This is a genomic window from Exiguobacterium sp. HVEsp1 (genome assembly GCF_002009685.1).
Taxonomy (GTDB): domain Bacteria; phylum Bacillota; class Bacilli; order Exiguobacteriales; family Exiguobacteriaceae; genus Exiguobacterium; species Exiguobacterium profundum.
The window spans coordinates 2,794,162-2,812,479 of record NZ_KV917367.1 but is presented as its reverse complement, the minus strand read 5'-3'; the positions used below and the strand labels follow the sequence as shown (position 1 = coordinate 2,812,479).

General features: G+C 47.3%; 33 protein-coding genes. All 33 read left to right on the top strand.

Annotated elements, in window-relative coordinates:
• The first annotated feature begins 33 nt into the window (after window positions 1-33).
• The 33 genes from rpsS (at window position 34) to BV910_RS14330 (ending at window position 18,062) form a co-directional block, all read left to right on the top strand.
• A complete protein-coding gene (rpsS, locus tag BV910_RS14490) occupies window positions 34-309 on the top strand; it encodes a 30S ribosomal protein S19 (RefSeq protein ID WP_012727673.1) in 276 nt (91 codons plus the stop codon).
• A 20-nt stretch (window positions 310-329) separates the two neighbouring features.
• Window positions 330-662 (top strand): 50S ribosomal protein L22, encoded by a 333-nt coding sequence (rplV, locus tag BV910_RS14485; RefSeq protein ID WP_012727672.1) that lies wholly within the window; start codon window positions 330-332, stop codon window positions 660-662.
• Between the two features lie 13 nt (window positions 663-675).
• A complete protein-coding gene (gene rpsC, locus BV910_RS14480; RefSeq protein WP_012727671.1) occupies window positions 676-1,335 on the top strand; it encodes a 30S ribosomal protein S3 in 660 nt (219 codons plus the stop codon).
• A 32-nt stretch (window positions 1,336-1,367) separates the two neighbouring features.
• Entirely contained in the window at window positions 1,368-1,805 is a 438-nt protein-coding gene (rplP, locus tag BV910_RS14475; protein WP_012727670.1) for a 50S ribosomal protein L16, read from the top strand.
• Entirely contained in the window at window positions 1,792-1,995 is a 204-nt protein-coding gene (gene rpmC, locus BV910_RS14470; RefSeq protein WP_012727669.1) for a 50S ribosomal protein L29, read from the top strand. Before rplP ends, rpmC begins: the two co-directional genes overlap by 14 nt.
• Before the next feature lie 32 nt (window positions 1,996-2,027).
• Window positions 2,028-2,288, top strand: coding sequence for a 30S ribosomal protein S17 (gene rpsQ / locus BV910_RS14465; RefSeq protein WP_012727668.1), 261 nt, complete (start codon window positions 2,028-2,030; stop codon window positions 2,286-2,288).
• 44 nt (window positions 2,289-2,332) lie between these two features.
• The gene (gene rplN, locus BV910_RS14460; protein WP_012727667.1) at window positions 2,333-2,701 is read left to right on the top strand and encodes a 50S ribosomal protein L14; all 369 of its coding nucleotides are present in this window, start codon (window positions 2,333-2,335) and stop codon (window positions 2,699-2,701) included.
• Window positions 2,702-2,737: 36 nt separating this feature from the next.
• A complete protein-coding gene (rplX, locus tag BV910_RS14455) occupies window positions 2,738-3,046 on the top strand; it encodes a 50S ribosomal protein L24 (RefSeq protein WP_074032448.1) in 309 nt (102 codons plus the stop codon).
• Between the two features lie 32 nt (window positions 3,047-3,078).
• Window positions 3,079-3,618 (top strand): 50S ribosomal protein L5, encoded by a 540-nt coding sequence (rplE, locus tag BV910_RS14450; RefSeq protein WP_074035359.1) that lies wholly within the window; start codon window positions 3,079-3,081, stop codon window positions 3,616-3,618.
• A gap of 20 nt (window positions 3,619-3,638) precedes the next feature.
• Window positions 3,639-3,908 carry a 30S ribosomal protein S14 gene (gene rpsN, locus BV910_RS14445; protein ID WP_012727664.1) on the top strand — a complete coding sequence of 90 codons (270 nt, stop codon included), beginning with the start codon at window positions 3,639-3,641 and terminating at the stop codon, window positions 3,906-3,908.
• Window positions 3,909-3,939: 31 nt separating this feature from the next.
• Complete coding sequence (gene rpsH / locus BV910_RS14440; protein WP_012727663.1) at window positions 3,940-4,338, top strand: 30S ribosomal protein S8; 399 nt, start codon at window positions 3,940-3,942, stop codon at window positions 4,336-4,338.
• Window positions 4,339-4,371: 33 nt separating this feature from the next.
• Window positions 4,372-4,911, top strand: a complete 540-nt coding sequence (rplF, locus tag BV910_RS14435) for a 50S ribosomal protein L6 (protein ID WP_012727662.1) — start codon at window positions 4,372-4,374, stop codon at window positions 4,909-4,911.
• 34 nt (window positions 4,912-4,945) lie between these two features.
• Window positions 4,946-5,308, top strand: coding sequence for a 50S ribosomal protein L18 (gene rplR, locus BV910_RS14430; protein WP_012727661.1), 363 nt, complete (start codon window positions 4,946-4,948; stop codon window positions 5,306-5,308).
• Window positions 5,309-5,328: 20 nt separating this feature from the next.
• A complete protein-coding gene (gene rpsE, locus BV910_RS14425; RefSeq protein ID WP_012727660.1) occupies window positions 5,329-5,829 on the top strand; it encodes a 30S ribosomal protein S5 in 501 nt (166 codons plus the stop codon).
• Window positions 5,830-5,844: 15 nt separating this feature from the next.
• A complete protein-coding gene (rpmD, locus tag BV910_RS14420) occupies window positions 5,845-6,030 on the top strand; it encodes a 50S ribosomal protein L30 (protein WP_012727659.1) in 186 nt (61 codons plus the stop codon).
• Window positions 6,031-6,061: 31 nt separating this feature from the next.
• A complete protein-coding gene (gene rplO / locus BV910_RS14415) occupies window positions 6,062-6,502 on the top strand; it encodes a 50S ribosomal protein L15 (protein WP_012727658.1) in 441 nt (146 codons plus the stop codon).
• Window positions 6,502-7,791, top strand: a complete 1,290-nt coding sequence (gene secY / locus BV910_RS14410; RefSeq protein WP_012727657.1) for a preprotein translocase subunit SecY — start codon at window positions 6,502-6,504, stop codon at window positions 7,789-7,791. Before rplO ends, secY begins: the two co-directional genes overlap by 1 nt.
• Before the next feature lie 79 nt (window positions 7,792-7,870).
• Complete coding sequence (locus BV910_RS14405; protein WP_012727656.1) at window positions 7,871-8,521, top strand: adenylate kinase; 651 nt, start codon at window positions 7,871-7,873, stop codon at window positions 8,519-8,521.
• On the top strand, window positions 8,518-9,276 hold the full coding sequence (map, locus tag BV910_RS14400; protein WP_031421863.1) for a type I methionyl aminopeptidase: 759 nt from the start codon (window positions 8,518-8,520) through the stop codon (window positions 9,274-9,276). Before BV910_RS14405 ends, map begins: the two co-directional genes overlap by 4 nt.
• 105 nt (window positions 9,277-9,381) lie before the next feature.
• Window positions 9,382-9,600 carry a translation initiation factor IF-1 gene (gene infA, locus BV910_RS14395; protein WP_021066622.1) on the top strand — a complete coding sequence of 73 codons (219 nt, stop codon included), beginning with the start codon at window positions 9,382-9,384 and terminating at the stop codon, window positions 9,598-9,600.
• Window positions 9,601-9,630: 30 nt separating this feature from the next.
• Window positions 9,631-9,744 carry a 50S ribosomal protein L36 gene (rpmJ, locus tag BV910_RS14390; protein ID WP_003156543.1) on the top strand — a complete coding sequence of 38 codons (114 nt, stop codon included), beginning with the start codon at window positions 9,631-9,633 and terminating at the stop codon, window positions 9,742-9,744.
• 19 nt (window positions 9,745-9,763) lie between these two features.
• Window positions 9,764-10,129, top strand: coding sequence for a 30S ribosomal protein S13 (gene rpsM / locus BV910_RS14385; RefSeq protein WP_012727653.1), 366 nt, complete (start codon window positions 9,764-9,766; stop codon window positions 10,127-10,129).
• Between the two features lie 16 nt (window positions 10,130-10,145).
• Window positions 10,146-10,541: a 30S ribosomal protein S11 gene (gene rpsK / locus BV910_RS14380; RefSeq protein WP_012727652.1), complete on the top strand. Its 396-nt coding sequence runs from the start codon at window positions 10,146-10,148 to the stop codon at window positions 10,539-10,541.
• Between the two features lie 92 nt (window positions 10,542-10,633).
• The gene (locus BV910_RS14375; protein WP_012727651.1) at window positions 10,634-11,578 is read left to right on the top strand and encodes a DNA-directed RNA polymerase subunit alpha; all 945 of its coding nucleotides are present in this window, start codon (window positions 10,634-10,636) and stop codon (window positions 11,576-11,578) included.
• A gap of 24 nt (window positions 11,579-11,602) precedes the next feature.
• Complete coding sequence (gene rplQ / locus BV910_RS14370) at window positions 11,603-11,956, top strand: 50S ribosomal protein L17 (protein WP_012727650.1); 354 nt, start codon at window positions 11,603-11,605, stop codon at window positions 11,954-11,956.
• Window positions 11,957-12,025: 69 nt separating this feature from the next.
• Window positions 12,026-12,862 (top strand): energy-coupling factor transporter ATPase, encoded by an 837-nt coding sequence (locus BV910_RS14365; protein ID WP_078147866.1) that lies wholly within the window; start codon window positions 12,026-12,028, stop codon window positions 12,860-12,862.
• A complete protein-coding gene (locus BV910_RS14360; RefSeq protein ID WP_078147865.1) occupies window positions 12,838-13,716 on the top strand; it encodes an energy-coupling factor transporter ATPase in 879 nt (292 codons plus the stop codon). Before BV910_RS14365 ends, BV910_RS14360 begins: the two co-directional genes overlap by 25 nt.
• Window positions 13,713-14,504, top strand: a complete 792-nt coding sequence (locus tag BV910_RS14355) for an energy-coupling factor transporter transmembrane component T family protein (RefSeq protein ID WP_078147864.1) — start codon at window positions 13,713-13,715, stop codon at window positions 14,502-14,504. Before BV910_RS14360 ends, BV910_RS14355 begins: the two co-directional genes overlap by 4 nt.
• A complete protein-coding gene (truA, locus tag BV910_RS14350; protein WP_078147863.1) occupies window positions 14,501-15,241 on the top strand; it encodes a tRNA pseudouridine(38-40) synthase TruA in 741 nt (246 codons plus the stop codon). Before BV910_RS14355 ends, truA begins: the two co-directional genes overlap by 4 nt.
• Before the next feature lie 143 nt (window positions 15,242-15,384).
• Window positions 15,385-15,822, top strand: a complete 438-nt coding sequence (gene rplM, locus BV910_RS14345; RefSeq protein WP_012727645.1) for a 50S ribosomal protein L13 — start codon at window positions 15,385-15,387, stop codon at window positions 15,820-15,822.
• Between the two features lie 25 nt (window positions 15,823-15,847).
• The gene (gene rpsI, locus BV910_RS14340) at window positions 15,848-16,240 is read left to right on the top strand and encodes a 30S ribosomal protein S9 (protein WP_012727644.1); all 393 of its coding nucleotides are present in this window, start codon (window positions 15,848-15,850) and stop codon (window positions 16,238-16,240) included.
• A 134-nt stretch (window positions 16,241-16,374) separates the two neighbouring features.
• Window positions 16,375-17,406, top strand: a complete 1,032-nt coding sequence (locus BV910_RS14335) for a P-loop NTPase (RefSeq protein WP_026824853.1) — start codon at window positions 16,375-16,377, stop codon at window positions 17,404-17,406.
• 11 nt (window positions 17,407-17,417) lie between these two features.
• On the top strand, window positions 17,418-18,062 hold the full coding sequence (locus tag BV910_RS14330) for a KinB-signaling pathway activation protein (protein WP_012727642.1): 645 nt from the start codon (window positions 17,418-17,420) through the stop codon (window positions 18,060-18,062).
• Window positions 18,063-18,318: the final 256 nt, after the last annotated feature.

Below are 18,318 nucleotides of genomic sequence, written 5' to 3'. Positions count from 1 at the left end.
CGTTCCCGAATCATTCCAAAGGGAGGTTCTAACATGGGTCGCAGCTTGAAAAAAGGTCCATTCGCAGATCACCACTTACTCGCTAAAGTTGACAAACTCAACGAATCTGGTGAGAAGCAAGTCATCAAAACTTGGTCACGTCGCTCGACGATCTTCCCAGAATTCATGGGTCACACGTTCGGTGTGCACGATGGTCGTAAACACGTACCAGTATTCGTGACAGAAGACATGGTTGGTCACAAACTTGGTGAATTCGCTCCAACACGCACTTACAAAGGTCACGGATCAGACAAGAAAACGAAACGGTAATTTGAGGGGAGGTCAAATCCATGCAAGCTAAAGCATCAGCTAATATGGTCCGTCTTGCTCCTCGCAAAGCACGTCTCGTTGTAGACTTAATTCGCGGGAAACAAGTCGGCGAAGCGCTCTCTGTCCTTGCTCACACGAACAAGGCAGCATCGCCAGTCGTTGAAAAAGTATTAAAATCAGCGATTGCTAACGCAGAGCACAACTACGATATGAACATTGAGAACCTCGTTGTAACAGAAGCTTACGTAAACGAAGGTCCAACACTCAAACGCTTCCGCCCACGTGCGATGGGTCGCGCAAGCCGTATTAACAAACGCACAAGCCACATCCACATCGTGGTAACTGAGAAATAAGGAGGGATATGTAGTGGGTCAAAAGGTAAATCCGCACGGTCTTCGCGTTGGTGTTATCAAAGACTGGGATTCGCGTTGGTACGCTGAGAAAGACTACGCTGATCTCCTTCATGAAGACTTCGTTATTCGTGAATACATCGAAAACAAAATGAAGGATGCTAGTGTTTCTAAAGTTGAAATCGAACGCGCTGCAAACCGCGTGAACATTTCGCTTCACACTGCGAAGCCAGGTATGGTAATCGGTAAAGGTGGTTCTGAAATCGAATCACTCCGTAAACACATTACAAAAATCGCTGACGGAAAACGCGTTCACATCAACGTTGTTGAAGTGAAAAACGCTGACGCTGTTGCGAAGCTTGTAGCAGAAAACATTGCTCGTCAATTGGAAGGTCGCGTATCATTCCGTCGTGCAATGAAACAATCTATTCAACGTTCGATGCGTACTGGCATCAAAGGGATCAAAACAGAAGTTTCTGGTCGTCTTGGTGGCGCTGATATCGCTCGTTCAGAGAAGTACTCGGAAGGAACAGTTCCACTTCACACACTCCGTGCCGACATCGACTACGGAACAGCTGAAGCTGACACAACTTACGGTAAAATCGGCGTAAAAGTTTGGTTATACCACGGTGAAGTTCTTCCAACAAAAAACAACACAGCGAAAAACGCTGAATAATAAACACTCTTTCAGGAAGGAGGCAACACACTATGTTGTTACCTAAACGCGTGAAATATCGTCGTGTACACCGTGGTAAAATGCGCGGGAACGCTAAACGCGGCACAACTGTACACTTCGGTGAGTTCGGTCTCCAAGCTCTCGAAGCGAGCTGGATTACAAACCGTCAAATCGAATCAGCACGTATTGCAATGACACGTTATATGAAACGTGGTGGTAAAGTGTGGATCAAAATCTTCCCACACAAGCCGTACACTAAAAAGCCTCTCGAAGTCCGAATGGGTTCGGGTAAAGGTGCTCCAGAAGGCTGGGTAGCTGTAGTTAAGCCTGGCAAAGTAATGTTCGAAATCGCAGGTGTATCTGAGGAAGTGGCACGTGAGGCACTTCGTCTTGCATCGCACAAACTTCCAGTAAAATGTAAGTTCGTGAAACGTGAAGAAAATGGTGGTGATACGAATGAAAGCAACTGATCTCCGTCAATCAACAACTGAAGAGCTCAACGGTAAAGTGGGCGAGTGGAAAGAAGAACTCTTTAACCTTCGCTTCCAACTTGCTACAGGTCAGCTTGAGAATCCTGCTCGTATCCGTGAAGTACGCAAGTCGATTGCGCGTGCTAAAACGATTCTTCGTGAACGCGAACTCGGCATCAACAACGGCTAATTACATCGGATTCTTGAGAGGAGGTAACACTCATGGAACGCAACAACCGTAAAGTGTTCACTGGTCGCGTCGTGTCTGACAAAATGGACAAAACGATCGTCGTCGCAGTAGAAACAAAGGTTCGTCATAAACTTTATGGCAAACGTGTAAACTACACGAAGAAATATAAAGCACACGATGAGAACAACGTCGCTAAAGTGGGCGATATCGTTCGCATCGCGGAAACACGTCCTCTTTCTAAAGACAAACGTTTCCGTCTTGTAACAGTAGTAGAAGAATCAGTAATCATCTAATAACAGTTCGGATTTATTAAACATCCGGAGGGAGGTACACTCGCATGATTCAACAAGAATCTCGCTTGAAAGTAGCAGACAACTCTGGCGCGCGTGAACTGTTGACAATTAAAGTCCTCGGTGGTTCTGGTCGTAAGACTGCAAACATCGGTGACATCATCGTCGCAACGGTAAAACAAGCAACACCAGGTGGCGTTGTTAAAAAAGGTGACGTTGTCAGAGCAGTTGTCGTTCGTACAAAACGCGGCGCTCGTCGTAAAGATGGTTCGTACATCCGTTTCGATGAGAACGCAGCAGTCATTATCAAAGATGACAAGAGCCCACGCGGCACACGGATCTTCGGGCCAGTTGCACGTGAACTTCGTGAAAAAGAATTCATGAAGATCGTTTCGTTGGCACCGGAAGTACTTTAATTTCCAATTTCAATCCTATAAGGAGGTGCGCAAACGATGCATGTTAAAAAAGGCGATACAGTCCAGGTAATGTCTGGTAAAGATAAAGGCAAGCAAGGGGTTATCCTCAAAGCTATGCCAAGCAAAAACCGCGTAGTGGTTGAAGGCGTAAACGTGATGAAAAAACACTCGAAACCTTCACAAGCGAATCCACAAGGCGGGATCCTTGAGATCGAAGCACCAATTCACGTCTCGAACGTAATGCCACTCGACCCTAAAACTGGCAAACCAACTCGTGTTGGTTTCAAAGTAGTCGATGGTAAAAAAGTTCGTGTCGCGAAATCGGGCGAATCACTCGATAAATAAGAAGAACGTGACGAAAGGAGGTCCATTCGACTATGAACCGTTTGCAAGAGAAGTATAAAAGCGACATCGTGAAAGCGATGATGGATAAATTCAACTATGACTCGGTCATGCAAGTACCGAAAGTCGAAAAGATTGTCATCAACATGGGTGTAGGTGACGCTGTTTCGAACTCGAAAGCACTTGATATGGCAGTTGAAGAATTAACAATTCTTTCAGGTCAAAAACCACTCGTAACGAAAGCGAAGAAATCAATCGCTGGTTTCAAACTTCGTGAAGGTATGCCAATCGGTGCGAAGGTTACACTTCGTGGCGAGCGCATGTACGATTTCCTCGACAAATTGGTAACTGTTTCACTTCCACGTGTACGTGACTTCCGCGGTGTATCGAAGAAAGCATTCGACGGACGCGGTAACTACACGCTTGGCGTGAAAGAGCAACTTATTTTCCCTGAGATCGATTACGATAAAGTATCTAAAGTACGCGGTATGGACATCGTTGTTGTTACAACAGCAAACACAGACGAAGAAGCACGTGAATTGCTCACACTTCTCGGTATGCCATTCCAAAAATAATCTAGAGGGAGGTCGACAACATGGCTAAAAAGTCAATGGTGAATCGCGAACTTAAACGCGAGAAACTCGTTGCCCAGTACGCTGAAAAGCGTGCGAAGTTGAAAGCTGAAGGCGATTATATCGGACTCAGCAAATTGCCACGTAACTCGTCACCTGTACGCTTGCACAACCGTTGCAGCATCACAGGTCGTCCGCATGGTTACATGGGTAAATTCGGGATCAGCCGTATCAAGTTCCGTGATCTTGCATACAAAGGTCAAATCCCTGGTGTTAAAAAAGCAAGCTGGTAATCCACTAACAGTGTGAAAGGAGGTACATCGCATGGTAATGACAGACCCTATTGCAGATATGCTTACACGTATCCGTAACGCTAACATGGTTCGCCATGAAAAAATGGAGCTTCCAGCTTCGAACATTAAACGTGAGATCGCTGAAATCCTTAAGCGTGAAGGTTTCATTCGCGATGTTGAATATATCGAGGACGCTAAACAAGGTACACTTCGTCTTTTCCTTAAATATGGAGCAAGCAACGAACGTGTAATCACTGGTCTCAAACGTATTTCGAAACCAGGTCTTCGCGTATACGCAAAAGCTGATGAAGTACCTAAAGTACTCGGAGGACTCGGAATCGCAGTTCTTTCGACATCTAAAGGTCTTATGACTGATAAAGAAGCTCGCCAACAACAAGTCGGCGGCGAAGTGATCGCCTACATCTGGTAAGTCACTTTTCTAACAAGAACGGAGGTGTAATCAATGTCACGTATTGGTAAAAAACCAGTTACGATTCCTGCTGGCGTTACTGTAACAGTTGCTAATGACAACACGGTCACAGTAAAAGGTGCTAAAGGTGAACTTTCGCTTTCAGCTAACCCGGCATTGGAAATCAAAGTTGAAGAGAACGAATTGACGGTTGTTCGTCCAGACGAATCGAAAGAAAGCCGCACAATTCACGGTACGACACGTGCCCTTATTGCCAACATGGTACAAGGTGTGTCGAACGGATTCCAAAAAACACTTGAGATCTCGGGGGTTGGTTACCGTGCTACGAAGCAAGGTAACAAACTCGTCCTCAACCTCGGCTACTCGCACCCAATCGAGTACGTTGCTGAGGAAGGTATCGAAATCGAAGTTCCTTCAAACACGCAAATCATCGTAAAAGGGATTAACAAAGAGCGCGTCGGTCACGTTGCTGCTCAAATCCGCTCGTACCGTGCTCCAGAACCTTACAAAGGTAAAGGTGTTCGTTACTCTGATGAACGTATTCGCCGTAAAGAAGGTAAGACTGGTAAGTAATTCGTCACGAAATGAACGGAAAGGAGTGGCATAAATGATCACAAAGGCAGATAAAAATGCAGTTCGTAAAAAACGTCATGCTCGCGTACGTCGTACGATCACGGGGACAGCAGCTCGTCCACGTTTGAACGTATTCCGCTCGAGCAAGCACATTTACGTTCAACTTATCGATGACGCGGCACAAACAACGCTTGTGTCTGCATCTTCGAAAGATAAAGCTCTCGATCTTACAAATGGCGGTAACGTTGAAGCAGCGAAAGCTGTTGGTAAACTTGCTGCAGAACGTGCACTCGAGAAAGGTATCGACACAGTTGTGTTCGACCGTGGTGGATACCTCTATCATGGCCGCGTCAAAGCTGTTGCAGAAGCAGCTCGTGAAGCAGGTCTTAAATTCTAATAAAAAGGAGGGGACACTCGATGCGCCAGTTAGACGTTAACATGGAACAACTTGAAGAACGCGTTGTTACCGTAAACCGCGTCGCGAAAGTCGTAAAAGGTGGCCGCCGCTTCCGTTTTGCTGCTCTCGTAGTCGTAGGTGACAAAAATGGTCACGTCGGTTTCGGTACAGGTAAGGCACAAGAGGTGCCAGAAGCGATTCGCAAGGCTATTGAAGCCGCTAAGAAAAACATGGTACAAGTACCTATGGTTGGTACAACAATTCCACACGAAATCACAGGAGTATTCGGAGCAGGTCGTGTATTCATGAAACCAGCTTCTGAAGGTACTGGGGTTATCGCTGGTGGTCCAGTTCGTGCGGTGCTCGAACTTGCAGGTGTAGGTGACATCCTTTCGAAATCGTTAGGTTCAAACACACCGATCAACATCGTCCGTGCGACGGTACAGGGCTTGACTGAGCTCAAAAAAGCAGAGGAAGTTGCTAAACTACGTGGTAAAAGCGTAGAAGAACTTCTTAACTAAGGGAGGGAACTAGACATGGCGAAACTCGCAATCACCCTCACACGCAGCACAATTGGTCGTCCGGAAGGTCAGCGTGTTACTGTACGTACACTCGGTCTTCGCAAAATGCATCAAACGGTCGTTGTCCCAGACAACGTCGCGATGCGCGGTATGATCAACAAAGTGTCGCACCTTGTGACTGTAAAAGAAATCAACGAATAATAAAGATTTTAATAAATAAGGAGGTGCCACTATGAAACTCCATGAATTGAAGCCAACTCCAGGTTCACGTCACGAACGTAACCGTGTCGGTCGCGGTATGGCGACTGGTAACGGTAAAACTTCTGGTCGTGGACACAAAGGTCAAAAAGCTCGTTCGGGCGGTGGCGTTCGTCCAGGATTTGAAGGTGGACAAAACCCACTTTACCGTCGTCTTCCAAAACGCGGTTTCAACAACCCAACTCGTAAAGAGTACGCGGTTGTTTCCCTAGACACGCTTAACCGTTTCGAAGCAGGTACTGAAGTTACTCCAGAACTCTTAATCGAGACTGGTGTTGTCAGCTCTGCTAAAGACGGAATCAAGGTCCTTGCTAACGGCAAGCTTGAAACTAAATTGACTGTAAAAGCCAACAAGTTCTCGGGTGCAGCGAAAGAAGCAATCGAAGCAGCTGGCGGTACAGTTGAGGTGATCTGATGTTTCAGACGATCTCCAATATGTGGCGCGTGAAAGATATTCGACAGCGTATTCTCTTCACACTCGCAATCATCATCATTTTCCGCATCGGGGCTCATATCCCGGTGCCGATGGTGAATACGGATGTGTTGCGTTTTGACTCAGGAGGTCTTCTTGACTTCTTGAACTTGTTTGGAGGAAATGCTTTACAGAACTTCTCCTTGTTCGCAATGGGGATCATGCCGTACATTACGGCATCGATCGTTGTGCAACTTTTACAAATGGACGTCGTTCCAAAGTTTGCCGAATGGGCTAAACAAGGAGAGGCGGGCCGTAAAAAGTTAGCGACGGTCACGCGCTATGGGACGATCATCTTAGGCTTTGTCCAAGCGACTTCATTGTCGTTTGGATTTAACCGCCTCTACCCAGGTCTCGTCAATGAGACGTGGGGAACGGCAACTTACTTTGTGATCGCGATTGTACTCACTGCGGGTACAGCGTTCTTGATGTTCCTTGGTGAAATGACAACGGAGAAAGGTGTTGGGAATGGTATTTCCATCATTATCTTCGCCGGTATCGTCGCCGGGTTCCCAAGAATCTTCACGCAGATTTATGAAACAAAACTCCAAAACGCTGGAGATGCATTGTTCATTAATATCGTTTACTTGGTTGTATTGGCACTTGTTATTTTGGCTGTGACGGTTGGGATCATTTATGTTCAACAAGCGGCACGCAAAATTCCAATCCAATATGCAAAACGCACGGCGAACCGTACCCCAGTGGGCGGTCAGTCAACGCACTTGCCAATCAAACTAAACGCAGCAGGTGTTATCCCGGTTATCTTCGCGATTTCCTTCATGGTAACACCACCAACTGTTGCAAGCTTCATTGCTTCGCCGGAGACAACGCAAAAATTACAGACGTACTTTGACACGACGGCGCCAATCGGAATGTCGATTTACGTTGCGTTAATCATTGCGTTTGCCTACTTCTATACATTTATTCAGGTCAACCCTGAGCAAATGGCAGAAAACCTGCAGAAGCAAGGTGGTTATATTCCTGGGATTCGTCCTGGGGCGCAAACAGAACAGTACATCACGAAGTTGCTGTATCGATTGACTTTCTTCGGAGCGATCTTCTTATCGCTCGTGGCGATCATGCCGACAATCTTCATTAAGCTTGCCGGTCTTCCAACTTCCGTTCAAATCGGAGGAACGAGCTTATTGATCGTCATCGGGGTAGCCCTCGAAACGATGAAACAAATCGAAAGTCAACTTGTAAAACGACACTATAAAGGCTTTATCCGTTAAAGCGGAAGGAAGGGTTGACCCTTCCTTCCTGTCGTGTTTACAAGCCCTTCGTGAAAATCAAAACTGGAGGCTAACCGAGATGAATCTAGTACTCATGGGCTTACCGGGTGCTGGGAAAGGGACTCAAGCGGCTAAAATCGTAGAAGAGTACCAAATCCCTCACATTTCGACAGGCGACATGTTTCGTGCGGCAATCAAAGGCGGAACGCCACTCGGTAAAGAAGCCAAGTCATTCATGGATAAAGGCGAACTCGTACCGGACGAGGTAACAATCGGAATCGTACGTGAACGTCTTAGCCAAGATGACACAGAAAAAGGTTTCTTACTCGATGGATTCCCGCGTACTGTTGCTCAAGCAGAGGCACTCGAAAGTTTGCTTAAAGATTTGGGGAAACAGATTGACCACGTCGTCAACATCGATGTGGATGCGGAAATTCTCGTTCCACGCTTGACAGGTCGTTGGATCTGCCCAACGTGTGGTGCGACATATCACGTGATCTTCAACCCACCAAAAGTGGAAGGCATCTGTGATGTGGATGGGTCGGCGCTCATGCAACGTGAAGACGATAAAGAGGAAACGGTTCGCCGTCGCCTTGACGTCAACATCGAGCAATCGAAACCACTCATTGACTTTTACGCTGAAAAAGGGTATCTTCGTACATTGGATGGAGATCGTCCAATCGATGTCGTATATGCCGATGTCAAAGCATTACTCGGTGATACTGAATGATCATCACGAAGACGCCTCGTGAAATTGCGATTATGCGTGAGGCTGGGCAAATTGTTGCTCGAACGCACCAGGTGCTCAAACAGCACATTAAACCAGGAATCACGACGCTTGAGCTCGACCGGATTGCGGAAGATTACATTCGCAGCCAAGGTGCGACGCCATCGTTCAAAGGCTATAACGGTTTTACCGGTAGTGTTTGCGCTTCGGTGAACGAAGAGCTTGTTCATGGCATTCCAGGAAAACGGGTATTGAAAGATGGAGATATTATCTCAATCGACATCGGTGCCTACTATAATGGATACCATGGAGATTCCGCTTGGACTTATCCAGTGGGAACAATCACAGAAGAGACACAGCGGCTACTTGACGTAACCGAAGAAAGTCTGTATAAAGGATTGGAGCACGCCAAGGCTGGAGGGCGATTGACAGATATTTCGCATGCGATTCAAGCATATGTTGAATCACATGACTTTTCTGTCGTCCGCGAATACGTCGGTCATGGTGTTGGACAAAATTTGCACGAAGAACCGCAAATTCCACACTATGGTCCACCGGGGAAAGGGCCGCGCCTGAAGACTGGGATGACGTTAGCCATTGAACCAATGGTTAATGCTGGTCAACGCTATGTTCGAACACTGGCTGATAACTGGACAGTTGTCACCGTGGACGGTAGCATGTGCGCCCACTTTGAGCACACCATCGCCATCACAGACGATGGATACGAGATTTTAACGAAACTCGATTCCGGTGAATGAGGCTCTATTGTTTCATACTGATCCGTTCTGGATCCTTCTCTCACAGTAGATGGCAATAGATCGTCTGTGCTCCTAAAGATTTTCATATAGAAAGGGGAATAAATGATGGCGAAACAAGATGTCATTGAAGTGGAAGGCACTGTTGTCGAACCACTTCCGAACGCAATGTTTAAAGTGGAGTTAGAAAACGGCCACACGGTGCTCGCGCACGTCTCAGGGAAAATTCGGATGCACTACATTCGGATCCTTCCAGGTGACCGCGTAACTGTTGAGTTGTCTCCATACGACTTGACTCGCGGGCGGATTACGTACCGTTATAAGTAACTCCGATTTTTCCAGGAGGAGGGTATACTCATGAAAGTAAGACCGTCGGTAAAACCGATTTGCGAAAAATGTAAAGTTATTCGCCGTAAGGGTAAAGTAATGGTAATTTGCGAAAACCCGAAACACAAACAAAAACAAGGTTAATTTCAGAGGAGGTGCACACATGGCACGTATTGCTGGTGTAGATATTCCACGCGAAAAACGTATCGTTATTTCGCTCACATACATCTATGGTATTGGTAAAACAAAAGCACAAGAAATTTTGAAGGCTGCTAACGTATCTGAAGAGACACGCACACGCGACCTTACTGAAGATGAACTCAACCGTATCCGTGAAGCAATTGACGGAATCAAAGTTGAAGGTGACCTTCGTCGTGAAGTTTCACTTAACATCAAACGTTTGATCGAGATCGGCGCATACCGCGGTATCCGTCATCGCCGTAGTCTCCCTGTTCGCGGTCAAAACACGAAGAACAACTCGCGTACTCGTAAAGGCCCACGCCGTACAGTAGCGAACAAGAAGAAGTAAAGGAGGGAATTGAACAATGGCGAAACGTAAGCAAAACGTACGTTCTAAACGTAAAGTTAAAAAACATGTTGAAGTCGGTGTGGTACACATCCGTTCTACATTCAACAACACAATTATCACAATCACTGATACGCAAGGTAACGCGATCTCATGGGCTACTTCTGGTAACCTTGGATTTAAAGGATCACGTAAATCGACTCCGTTCGCAGCGCAAATGGCTGCTGAAACTGCAGCGAAAGTTGCAATGGACAACGGTATGCGTACAGTAGAAGTTAACGTTAAAGGTCCTGGTGCTGGACGTGAAGCGGCTATCCGTGCGCTCCAAGCTACTGGTCTCGAAGTTACTGCAATCCGTGACGTAACTCCAGTTCCGCACAACGGTTGCCGCCCTCCAAAACGTCGCCGCGTATAATCGCTTGAGCGTGTGAGGGGTTTACCTAGCACGACAGCTTATACTTTAGCAGCTCAAACTGCACGGCAGGATATACTCAAGGAGGGGTTCAGATGATCGAGATTGAAAAACCAAAGATCGAAACGGTCGAAATCAGCGAGGACGCTACGTTTGGTAAATTCGTAGTAGAACCGCTTGAACGTGGATATGGCACTACTCTCGGTAACTCACTACGTCGAATTCTATTGTCATCGCTCCCAGGTGCAGCGGTAACAGCGGTTCAAATCGATGGCGTGCTTCACGAGTTCTCTACGATTGACGGTGTTGTCGAAGACGTCACTCAAATCGTACTCAACCTCAAGAAGTTGGCACTTAAAGTGTACTCGGAAGAAGAGAAAACGCTTGAGATTAACGTTTCAAGTGCCGGTGCTGTCACTGCGGCAGACATTACCCATGATAGCGACGTTGAAATCTTGAATCCTGAGCTCCACATCGCGACTCTCGCTGACAATGCGACGCTTCGCATGCGTTTGACTGCTCGCCGTGGTCGTGGTTACGTCCAGGCAGAAGATAACAAACGTGATGATATGCCGATTGGGGTCATTCCAATCGATTCGATCTATACACCGATTCAACGCGTGAACTACGAAGTAGATAAAACACGTGTCGGTCAAGACGCTAGCTTTGATAAGCTTTTGTTAGACGTGTGGACAGATGGTTCAATTCGTCCGGAAGAAGCTGTATCATTAGGGGCTAAAATTTTGACTGAACACTTGAACATCTTCGTTGGTTTGACAGATGAGGCTCTCAACGCAGAAATTATGGTCGAGAAAGAAGAAGACCAAAAAGAAAAAGTACTCGAAATGACGATTGAAGAACTCGATCTCTCAGTTCGTTCGTACAACTGCTTGAAGCGCGCTGGCATCAACACTGTTCAAGAACTCGCAAACAAATCAGAGGAAGAGATGATGAAAGTTCGTAACCTCGGACGTAAATCACTCGAAGAAGTTCAACACAAGTTGGACGAACTCGGTTTGGGCTTGCGTAAAGAAGACTAAGTTCAACCGAAGGAGGGAAATGTAATGGCTTATTCGAAACTTGGCCGTACAAGCTCGCAACGCAAGGCGCTTTTGCGTGATCTTGCAACTGACCTAATCATCAACGAGCGCATTCAAACAACTGAACAAAAAGCGAAAGAACTTCGCCCAGTCGTTGAAAAATTGATCACTCTTGGGAAACGTGGCGATCTTCATGCCCGTCGTCAAGTAGCTTCATTCGTTCGCAAGGAGAACGCTGGAGAAAAAGACGCAATCCAAAAATTGTTCGAAGACGTGGCACCACGCTACGCTGAACGTCAAGGTGGATACACGCGCATCATGAAAGTCGGCCCACGCCGCGGTGATGGTGCAGAAGTTGTAATCATCGAACTCGTCTAATTCATTAGGCAGTCAACAGGGCATGCGGTGACGTATTGCCCTGTTTCCACATCAGAAAGGAGTCGACCTATGGAATCACAAATTATGGTACGGGATGTTGTATTTCATTACCCTGGACAGTCTGAGCCGGCGCTTAACAGCCTATCGCTCGATGTATATAAAGGGGAATGGCTTGCGATTGTCGGCCATAATGGTTCTGGTAAGTCGACACTGACGAAGTTGTGGAACGGACTTCTCATTCCTGAACAGGGGGAAGTTCGCGTCGAGACACTCGATCCGTCGAACGCCGCAGACGTGTGGGACGTTCGAACGCGGATCGGGGTCGTCTTTCAAAATCCCGACAATCAATTTGTCGGGGCGACCGTGCGCGATGATGTGGCATTTTCTCTCGAAAACATGGGACTTCCACGTCAAGAAATGGTTCGTCGAATTGATGACAGTCTAGCGCGCGTTGGATTATCGGAACTAGCGGACCGTGAACCGCATCAGTTATCCGGTGGACAAAAGCAGCGCGTTGCGATAGCTGCGGCTCTCGCAATGCGCCCGCGTGTCCTCGTGCTCGATGAAGCGACCTCCATGCTCGACCCAATCGGGCGACAAGAGGTGTTACAAACGGTACGACAGCTCGTCTCAGAAGGGATGACCGTTGTCGCCATTACACACGAGCTCGACGAAGTGTTGTTTGCTGACCGTATCATTGCATTGTCGAAAGGCAAGATTGCGATGACCGGCACACCTGAAGACGTGTTTCAACATCCAGATACGCTTCGTGACATTCAACTAGATGTCCCGTTTATCGTTCGGATGCAACTCGAACTGAAGGCACGTGGCATTCCACTCGATCGTCTGATGCTACAACATTCGGAGTTGGTGAACCATCTATGCCGATACGCATTGAAGAAGTAACATATCAATACCAAATGAATACTCCGTTTGAACGAACCGCGCTGCGCGATGTGAATGTAACCATTCCGTCGGGAGCGCTTGTTGCGTTTCTTGGGCATACTGGCTCAGGGAAATCGACACTCGTTCAACATATGAACGGCTTATTGCGCCCGACTGACGGACGTGTGGTGGTCGATGATATCATTGTCACCCCGATTCGGACGCGTCGTGACAAGAAACAGAATCTTTTGCCGCTTCGGCGTCGCGTTGGGCTCGTCTTTCAATATCCAGAGCACCAATTGTTTGAAGAGACGGTCGAACGCGACGTCATGTTCGGTCCGCGCAACTTTGGCGCGACAGATGCCGAAGCGAAAGAGCGAGCCCACGAGGCCCTTCGTCTCGTCGGCTTGGATGAAACGTTATGGGACCGTTCGCCGTTTGATCTTTCAGGAGGGCAGATGCGCCGTGTCGCGATTGCAGGTGTTTTAGCGAGCCGGCCTGATGTGCTCATTGTCGATGAACCGACAGCGGGTCTCGACCCAATTGGGAGACGGGACATGCTCGCCTTATTCAAACGTTTACGAGAAGAGTTGAACCTTACGTTGATCCTTGTCTCGCATGACATGGATGATGTACTCGCCTATGCGGAGCGCGTCATCGTGATGGAGCGTGGTCAGGTGGCGTTTGATGGGGACCCGTTTGAATTGTTCCAAGACGAGGTACTGGTGCGACGTCTCCAGCTCGACATCCCGCACGTCTTACGATTCGCTCGTGACATGGCACCGGTTCTTGGAGAAACGTCCATCCCGCTCGTACGAACCGAGAGCGAGCTGGCGGATTGGGTGGCGGAACGGCTGAAAGGGGGAGCGACATGATTATCGGTCAATATATACCCGGACATTCGTGGCTTCATTCCCTTGATGCGCGTGCCAAGACGCTCTTCATTTTAGGATTCATCCCAGTTGTTTTTTTAGCTGACAACTTATGGACGAATTTATTTTTACTCGCGTTCACGTTGTTTGCGGTCAAACTGTCACAGTTATCGTGGCGCTATTTATGGAACGGTCTTCGCATGATCTTATTTTTGATCGTCTTCACGTTGATCTTACAACTGTTATTCAATCGAGACGGGACACTTCTATTCGAATTAGGACCGATTGCGATTTATTCGGAAGGAATTCGAATGGGGCTGATTGTCTCGCTTCGCTTCTTTTATCTCGTCATGTTGACGACACTCGTGACGTTAACGACGACACCGATGGAATTGACCGATTCGATTGAAGCGGGGCTACGGCCATTCGAACGGATTCGTGTGCCGGCCCACGAAATTGCGTTGATGCTTTCCATTTCACTCCGTTTCCTACCGACGCTTGCGGATGAGACGGACCGGATCATGAAAGCCCAGCAGGCGCGTGGGGTCGATTTGATGAGTGGACCTTGGAAATCCCGCTTAAAAGGGGTCATCCCACTCTTGATTCCATTGTTCATCTCCGCGTTTAAACGTGCTGAGGACCTCGCTACGGCCATGGAGGCCCGCGGCTACCGTGGGGGAGAAGGGCGGACGAGGTTGCGTGAGATGAAGTGGCAAACGCGAGACACAGCCGTATTGCTCATTTTTGTCGCGTTGACACTCATTTTGTTTGGATTGAGAGGGATTGGATGAGACGAATTAAACTGATTGTCGCCTATGACGGGACACATTATGCGGGATATCAGGTACAACCGAATGGCAATACCATTCAAGCGGAGATTGAATCTGTCTTGGCACGTATGCATCGTCATCCGGTGAAAATCGTCGCCTCAGGTCGTACAGACGCTCGCGTCCATGCGTTAGGGCAGGTGATTCACTTTGATACGTCGTTAGAGATGCCGGCTGAGCGTTTCGTCAAAGCGTTAAACGCCATGCTACCAGACGATATCCTCGTTAAACAGGCGGAAGAAATAGACGATACGTTCCACGCACGTTACGGTGCGAAGCGAAAAGAGTATCGCTACCATATCCGTCAGACCGAGGATCCGTTTCGTCGGCACTATGCTGCGACCGTGACGTATAAGCTGAGCCTTGAGGCGATGCGTCAAGCGATGGAGCGGTTGATTGGGACCCACGACTTTACGTCGTTCTCTGTGACAAAGGCAGAAGTCGAAGATCGGGTCCGTACTATCTATGAAGCAGAAGTGCTCGAAATGGGAGACGAGATCATATTCCGTTTCGTTGGATCAGGTTTTCTATACAACCAAGTCCGTATCATGGTAGGGACGGTCATCGAGGTAGGGAGAGGCAAGTATCAGCCCGCAGATATCACACAAATGCTAGAGGCGAAGGACCGCCGTGTAGCGGGGATTACCGCCCCCCCACACGGTTTGTATTTGTGGAATGTGAATTATGAAAAAGTAGATTGACATTCCCCTTATAAAATCGTATTATATTCATTGGCATTTCATTTTCAAATTTAGAGATGAACCACAATCTTAGCCCCGTAAACTAGGATTATGATAAAGCATCAAAAAATTAAGTGAACAGACATTTCTAGGAGGTATTCCACATGCGCACAACATTCATGGCTAAAGCATCTGAAGTAGAACGCAAATGGCTCCTTATCGACGCAGAAGGCAAAACACTTGGTCGTTTGACTAGTGAAGTAGCTTCACTTCTTCGCGGTAAGCACAAGCCGACTTTCACACCACACGTTGATTGCGGAGACCACGTCATCATCATCAACGCTGAGAAAATCAAATTGACTGGTAACAAATTGAATGACAAGATCTACTACCGTCATTCAGGTCATCCAGGCGGTTTGAAATCACAAACTGCAAAAGAGCTTCTCGCAAAACGTCCAGAGCGTATGCTTGAACTCGCGATCAAAGGGATGCTTCCAAAAGGATCACTCGGTCGTCAACAATTCAACAAACTCCACGTTTACGCTGGAGCTGAACACAAGCACGAAGCACAAAAACCAGAAGTTTACGAACTTCGCGGTTAATCGAGACACAGGGAGGAACTAAACGATGGCAGATGTACGTTACTACGGAACAGGCCGCCGCAAACACTCGGTGGCTCGCGTTCACCTCGTTGCAGGTGACGGTAAAGTTGTTGTAAATGGCCGCGATATCTCAGAATACTTCGGTCATGAGACTTTGATCATGATGGCTAAATCACCACTCGTATTGACTGAAACAGAAGGTAAATACGATGTAATCGTTAACGTTAACGGTGGTGGATATACTGGACAAGCTGGAGCAATTCGCCACGGCGTATCACGTGCGCTTCTTCAAGCGGACCCAGAATTCCGTCCAAGCCTCAAAGAAAAAGGCTTCTTAACTCGTGACGCTCGTATGAAAGAACGTAAAAAATACGGTCTTAAAGCAGCACGTCGCGCACCACAATTCTCGAAGCGTTAATCTTCGTGATGTGGTTCGAACTCTCCATCCTTTCGGGTGGAGAGTTTTTTGTTTGAAATAGTCGATTCCGAATCCGTCAAGAAAACGCTTTTTTTGATATACTGATATCGAAACAGTTAGAAGGGGGAAGCAATATGCTTACAGTAGAGCAAGTACGCGAGGAATTGGCGGGGCTTGTTGATCCGACGATCAACCGAACGCTTGGAGATACAGCAGGAGTAAAAGACATTCGAATCAAAGAAGACTATGTCAGTGTAAAAGTGGCACTCGGTCAAACTGGGAGCGGGGAACAGCTTCAGTTACAACAAGAAATCGTCACGTTGCTCAAGGGGAAAGGCTTTAAGACGGTCGGGCTTCGCTTTGAGGCATTGAATGATGAAAGTTTGAAAGAGGCGACGAAACCGGCAATCCTCCGTGAAAACTCAGGGACGACCTTTATCGCCATCGCTTCTGGTAAGGGTGGCGTAGGAAAATCGACAGTATCCGTCAACTTGGCTGTCGCGCTTGCGCGAGCGGGTAAAAAGGTCGGGTTGATTGATGCGGATATTTACGGCTTCAGTGTTCCAGATATGCTCGGCATCGAGGAACGACCGGTTGTTCGCGGCGAGAAGATCATTCCAGTCGAGCGTTTTGGCGTGAAAGTCATCTCGATGGGATTCTTCGTGGAAGACAATGCGCCGGTCATCTGGCGTGGACCGATGCTCGGGAAAATGTTAAATAACTTCTTTAATGACGTCGAGTGGGGCGATCTTGACTATCTCTTGCTCGATTTACCGCCAGGAACAGGAGATGTCGCGCTCGATATCCATTCGATGCTCCCATCATGTCAGGAATTGATTGTCACGACACCTCATGCGACAGCAGCATTCGTTGCGGCTCGTGCCGGAGCGATGGCAATCAAAACGAACCACAAACTATTAGGTATCATTGAAAACATGGCTTATTTCGAAAGTAAGCTAACTGGTGAAAAAGAATACGTATTCGGTTACGGCGGTGGAGAAAAGCTTTCAGAAGCATTGAAGAGTAAGCTACTTGCTCAAATCCCGCTCGGCCAACCGTACGACAATGAAGAGGACTTTGCACCTTCTGTCTATCGGGATGGACATCCGTTCGAGCATACGTATGATGAGTTGGCGCAAGCAGTCATTAAACAAATAGAAGGGTGAATCGGTGAGAGATGAAAGTACAAGGTTTTTTACGTTTGTTTTGGACAACGCTCGTATTCGGGACGTTGTTCGGGTTCCTAATGAATTTATTGGCGAACCCGGGTTATTTGGTCAGTCAGTCCTGGGAGGCAATTGTCACGGCGCTTAGTTACTCGAGTACATGGACGGGAATCAGCATGATGGGTTTCTTTGCCTATTTGATTATTCATCGGGTCGGACTCGACTTGTTTAGAGGACCACGTCTATGGAATCGCGTTCAAGTGTTATTAATCGCATTTGCGATTTTTGATGCCGTCTACTTACGGATGCTCGCATTTGGAAATGATCACATGTGGCGTTACATCGGTGAGATGCTTGTGTTACTCATTGTCGCTTGGGTCGTTGCTGCGAGTAAGGCGAAACAAACAAATAAGAGTGCTTTCATCCCGACACTTTTCTTAATGACTGTCATTACGTTAATTGAATGGATTCCAGCTTTGCAAACAACGGACGAGATTCCATTGCTCTGGCCGGCACTAGCCACATTGGTGTTTGCGAACGCCTATCAGGTATTAATGCTTCATCGCTTCCAACAGACTGGACAAGTTGTGGAGTCGACTTCATCAGAAACAGTGAAGAAGAAAACAAAGAAACAGATGTCTTCTAAGTCGTCATAATGATCAAGCGGTTGTGGATTACTCCTTCTCAGGGGTCAATCCACGACCGTTTTTTCTTTCAGTCATGTAAAAAGAAAAAATAAAGTTTTTTTAGAAAAACAGTTGACGATTTTTTAGGATGCTGATATATTAATAAACGTCGCTGATGTTGTTCACGAAACAAACTTCAGGAAGCGAAAAAAATAATAAAAAGTGGTTGACTTTAATAAGTCAAATCGCTATTATTAAAAAGTCGCTAACACGACAACGATTGGTC

Bases quoted from the DNA above. Each gene is read 5' to 3' on its own strand.
- rpsS (WP_012727673.1), top strand. From the start codon at position 34: ATGGGTCGCAGCTTGAAAAAAGGTCCATTCGCAGATCACCACTTACTC.
- rplV (WP_012727672.1), top strand. From the start codon at position 330: ATGCAAGCTAAAGCATCAGCTAATATGGTCCGTCTTGCTCCTCGCAAA.
- rplP (WP_012727670.1), top strand. From the start codon at position 1,368: ATGTTGTTACCTAAACGCGTGAAATATCGTCGTGTACACCGTGGTAAA.
- rpmC (WP_012727669.1), top strand. From the start codon at position 1,792: ATGAAAGCAACTGATCTCCGTCAATCAACAACTGAAGAGCTCAACGGT.
- rpsQ (WP_012727668.1), top strand. From the start codon at position 2,028: ATGGAACGCAACAACCGTAAAGTGTTCACTGGTCGCGTCGTGTCTGAC.
- rplN (WP_012727667.1), top strand. From the start codon at position 2,333: ATGATTCAACAAGAATCTCGCTTGAAAGTAGCAGACAACTCTGGCGCG.
- rplX (WP_074032448.1), top strand. From the start codon at position 2,738: ATGCATGTTAAAAAAGGCGATACAGTCCAGGTAATGTCTGGTAAAGAT.
- rplE (WP_074035359.1), top strand. From the start codon at position 3,079: ATGAACCGTTTGCAAGAGAAGTATAAAAGCGACATCGTGAAAGCGATG.
- rpsN (WP_012727664.1), top strand. From the start codon at position 3,639: ATGGCTAAAAAGTCAATGGTGAATCGCGAACTTAAACGCGAGAAACTC.
- rpsH (WP_012727663.1), top strand. From the start codon at position 3,940: ATGGTAATGACAGACCCTATTGCAGATATGCTTACACGTATCCGTAAC.
- rplF (WP_012727662.1), top strand. From the start codon at position 4,372: ATGTCACGTATTGGTAAAAAACCAGTTACGATTCCTGCTGGCGTTACT.
- rplR (WP_012727661.1), top strand. From the start codon at position 4,946: ATGATCACAAAGGCAGATAAAAATGCAGTTCGTAAAAAACGTCATGCT.
- rpsE (WP_012727660.1), top strand. From the start codon at position 5,329: ATGCGCCAGTTAGACGTTAACATGGAACAACTTGAAGAACGCGTTGTT.
- rpmD (WP_012727659.1), top strand. From the start codon at position 5,845: ATGGCGAAACTCGCAATCACCCTCACACGCAGCACAATTGGTCGTCCG.
- rplO (WP_012727658.1), top strand. From the start codon at position 6,062: ATGAAACTCCATGAATTGAAGCCAACTCCAGGTTCACGTCACGAACGT.
- secY (WP_012727657.1), top strand. From the start codon at position 6,502: ATGTTTCAGACGATCTCCAATATGTGGCGCGTGAAAGATATTCGACAG.
- BV910_RS14405 (WP_012727656.1), top strand. From the start codon at position 7,871: ATGAATCTAGTACTCATGGGCTTACCGGGTGCTGGGAAAGGGACTCAA.
- map (WP_031421863.1), top strand. From the start codon at position 8,518: ATGATCATCACGAAGACGCCTCGTGAAATTGCGATTATGCGTGAGGCT.
- infA (WP_021066622.1), top strand. From the start codon at position 9,382: ATGGCGAAACAAGATGTCATTGAAGTGGAAGGCACTGTTGTCGAACCA.
- rpmJ (WP_003156543.1), top strand. From the start codon at position 9,631: ATGAAAGTAAGACCGTCGGTAAAACCGATTTGCGAAAAATGTAAAGTT.
- rpsM (WP_012727653.1), top strand. From the start codon at position 9,764: ATGGCACGTATTGCTGGTGTAGATATTCCACGCGAAAAACGTATCGTT.
- rpsK (WP_012727652.1), top strand. From the start codon at position 10,146: ATGGCGAAACGTAAGCAAAACGTACGTTCTAAACGTAAAGTTAAAAAA.
- BV910_RS14375 (WP_012727651.1), top strand. From the start codon at position 10,634: ATGATCGAGATTGAAAAACCAAAGATCGAAACGGTCGAAATCAGCGAG.
- rplQ (WP_012727650.1), top strand. From the start codon at position 11,603: ATGGCTTATTCGAAACTTGGCCGTACAAGCTCGCAACGCAAGGCGCTT.
- BV910_RS14365 (WP_078147866.1), top strand. From the start codon at position 12,026: ATGGAATCACAAATTATGGTACGGGATGTTGTATTTCATTACCCTGGA.
- BV910_RS14360 (WP_078147865.1), top strand. From the start codon at position 12,838: ATGCCGATACGCATTGAAGAAGTAACATATCAATACCAAATGAATACT.
- BV910_RS14355 (WP_078147864.1), top strand. From the start codon at position 13,713: ATGATTATCGGTCAATATATACCCGGACATTCGTGGCTTCATTCCCTT.
- truA (WP_078147863.1), top strand. From the start codon at position 14,501: ATGAGACGAATTAAACTGATTGTCGCCTATGACGGGACACATTATGCG.
- rplM (WP_012727645.1), top strand. From the start codon at position 15,385: ATGCGCACAACATTCATGGCTAAAGCATCTGAAGTAGAACGCAAATGG.
- rpsI (WP_012727644.1), top strand. From the start codon at position 15,848: ATGGCAGATGTACGTTACTACGGAACAGGCCGCCGCAAACACTCGGTG.
- BV910_RS14335 (WP_026824853.1), top strand. From the start codon at position 16,375: ATGCTTACAGTAGAGCAAGTACGCGAGGAATTGGCGGGGCTTGTTGAT.
- BV910_RS14330 (WP_012727642.1), top strand. From the start codon at position 17,418: ATGAAAGTACAAGGTTTTTTACGTTTGTTTTGGACAACGCTCGTATTC.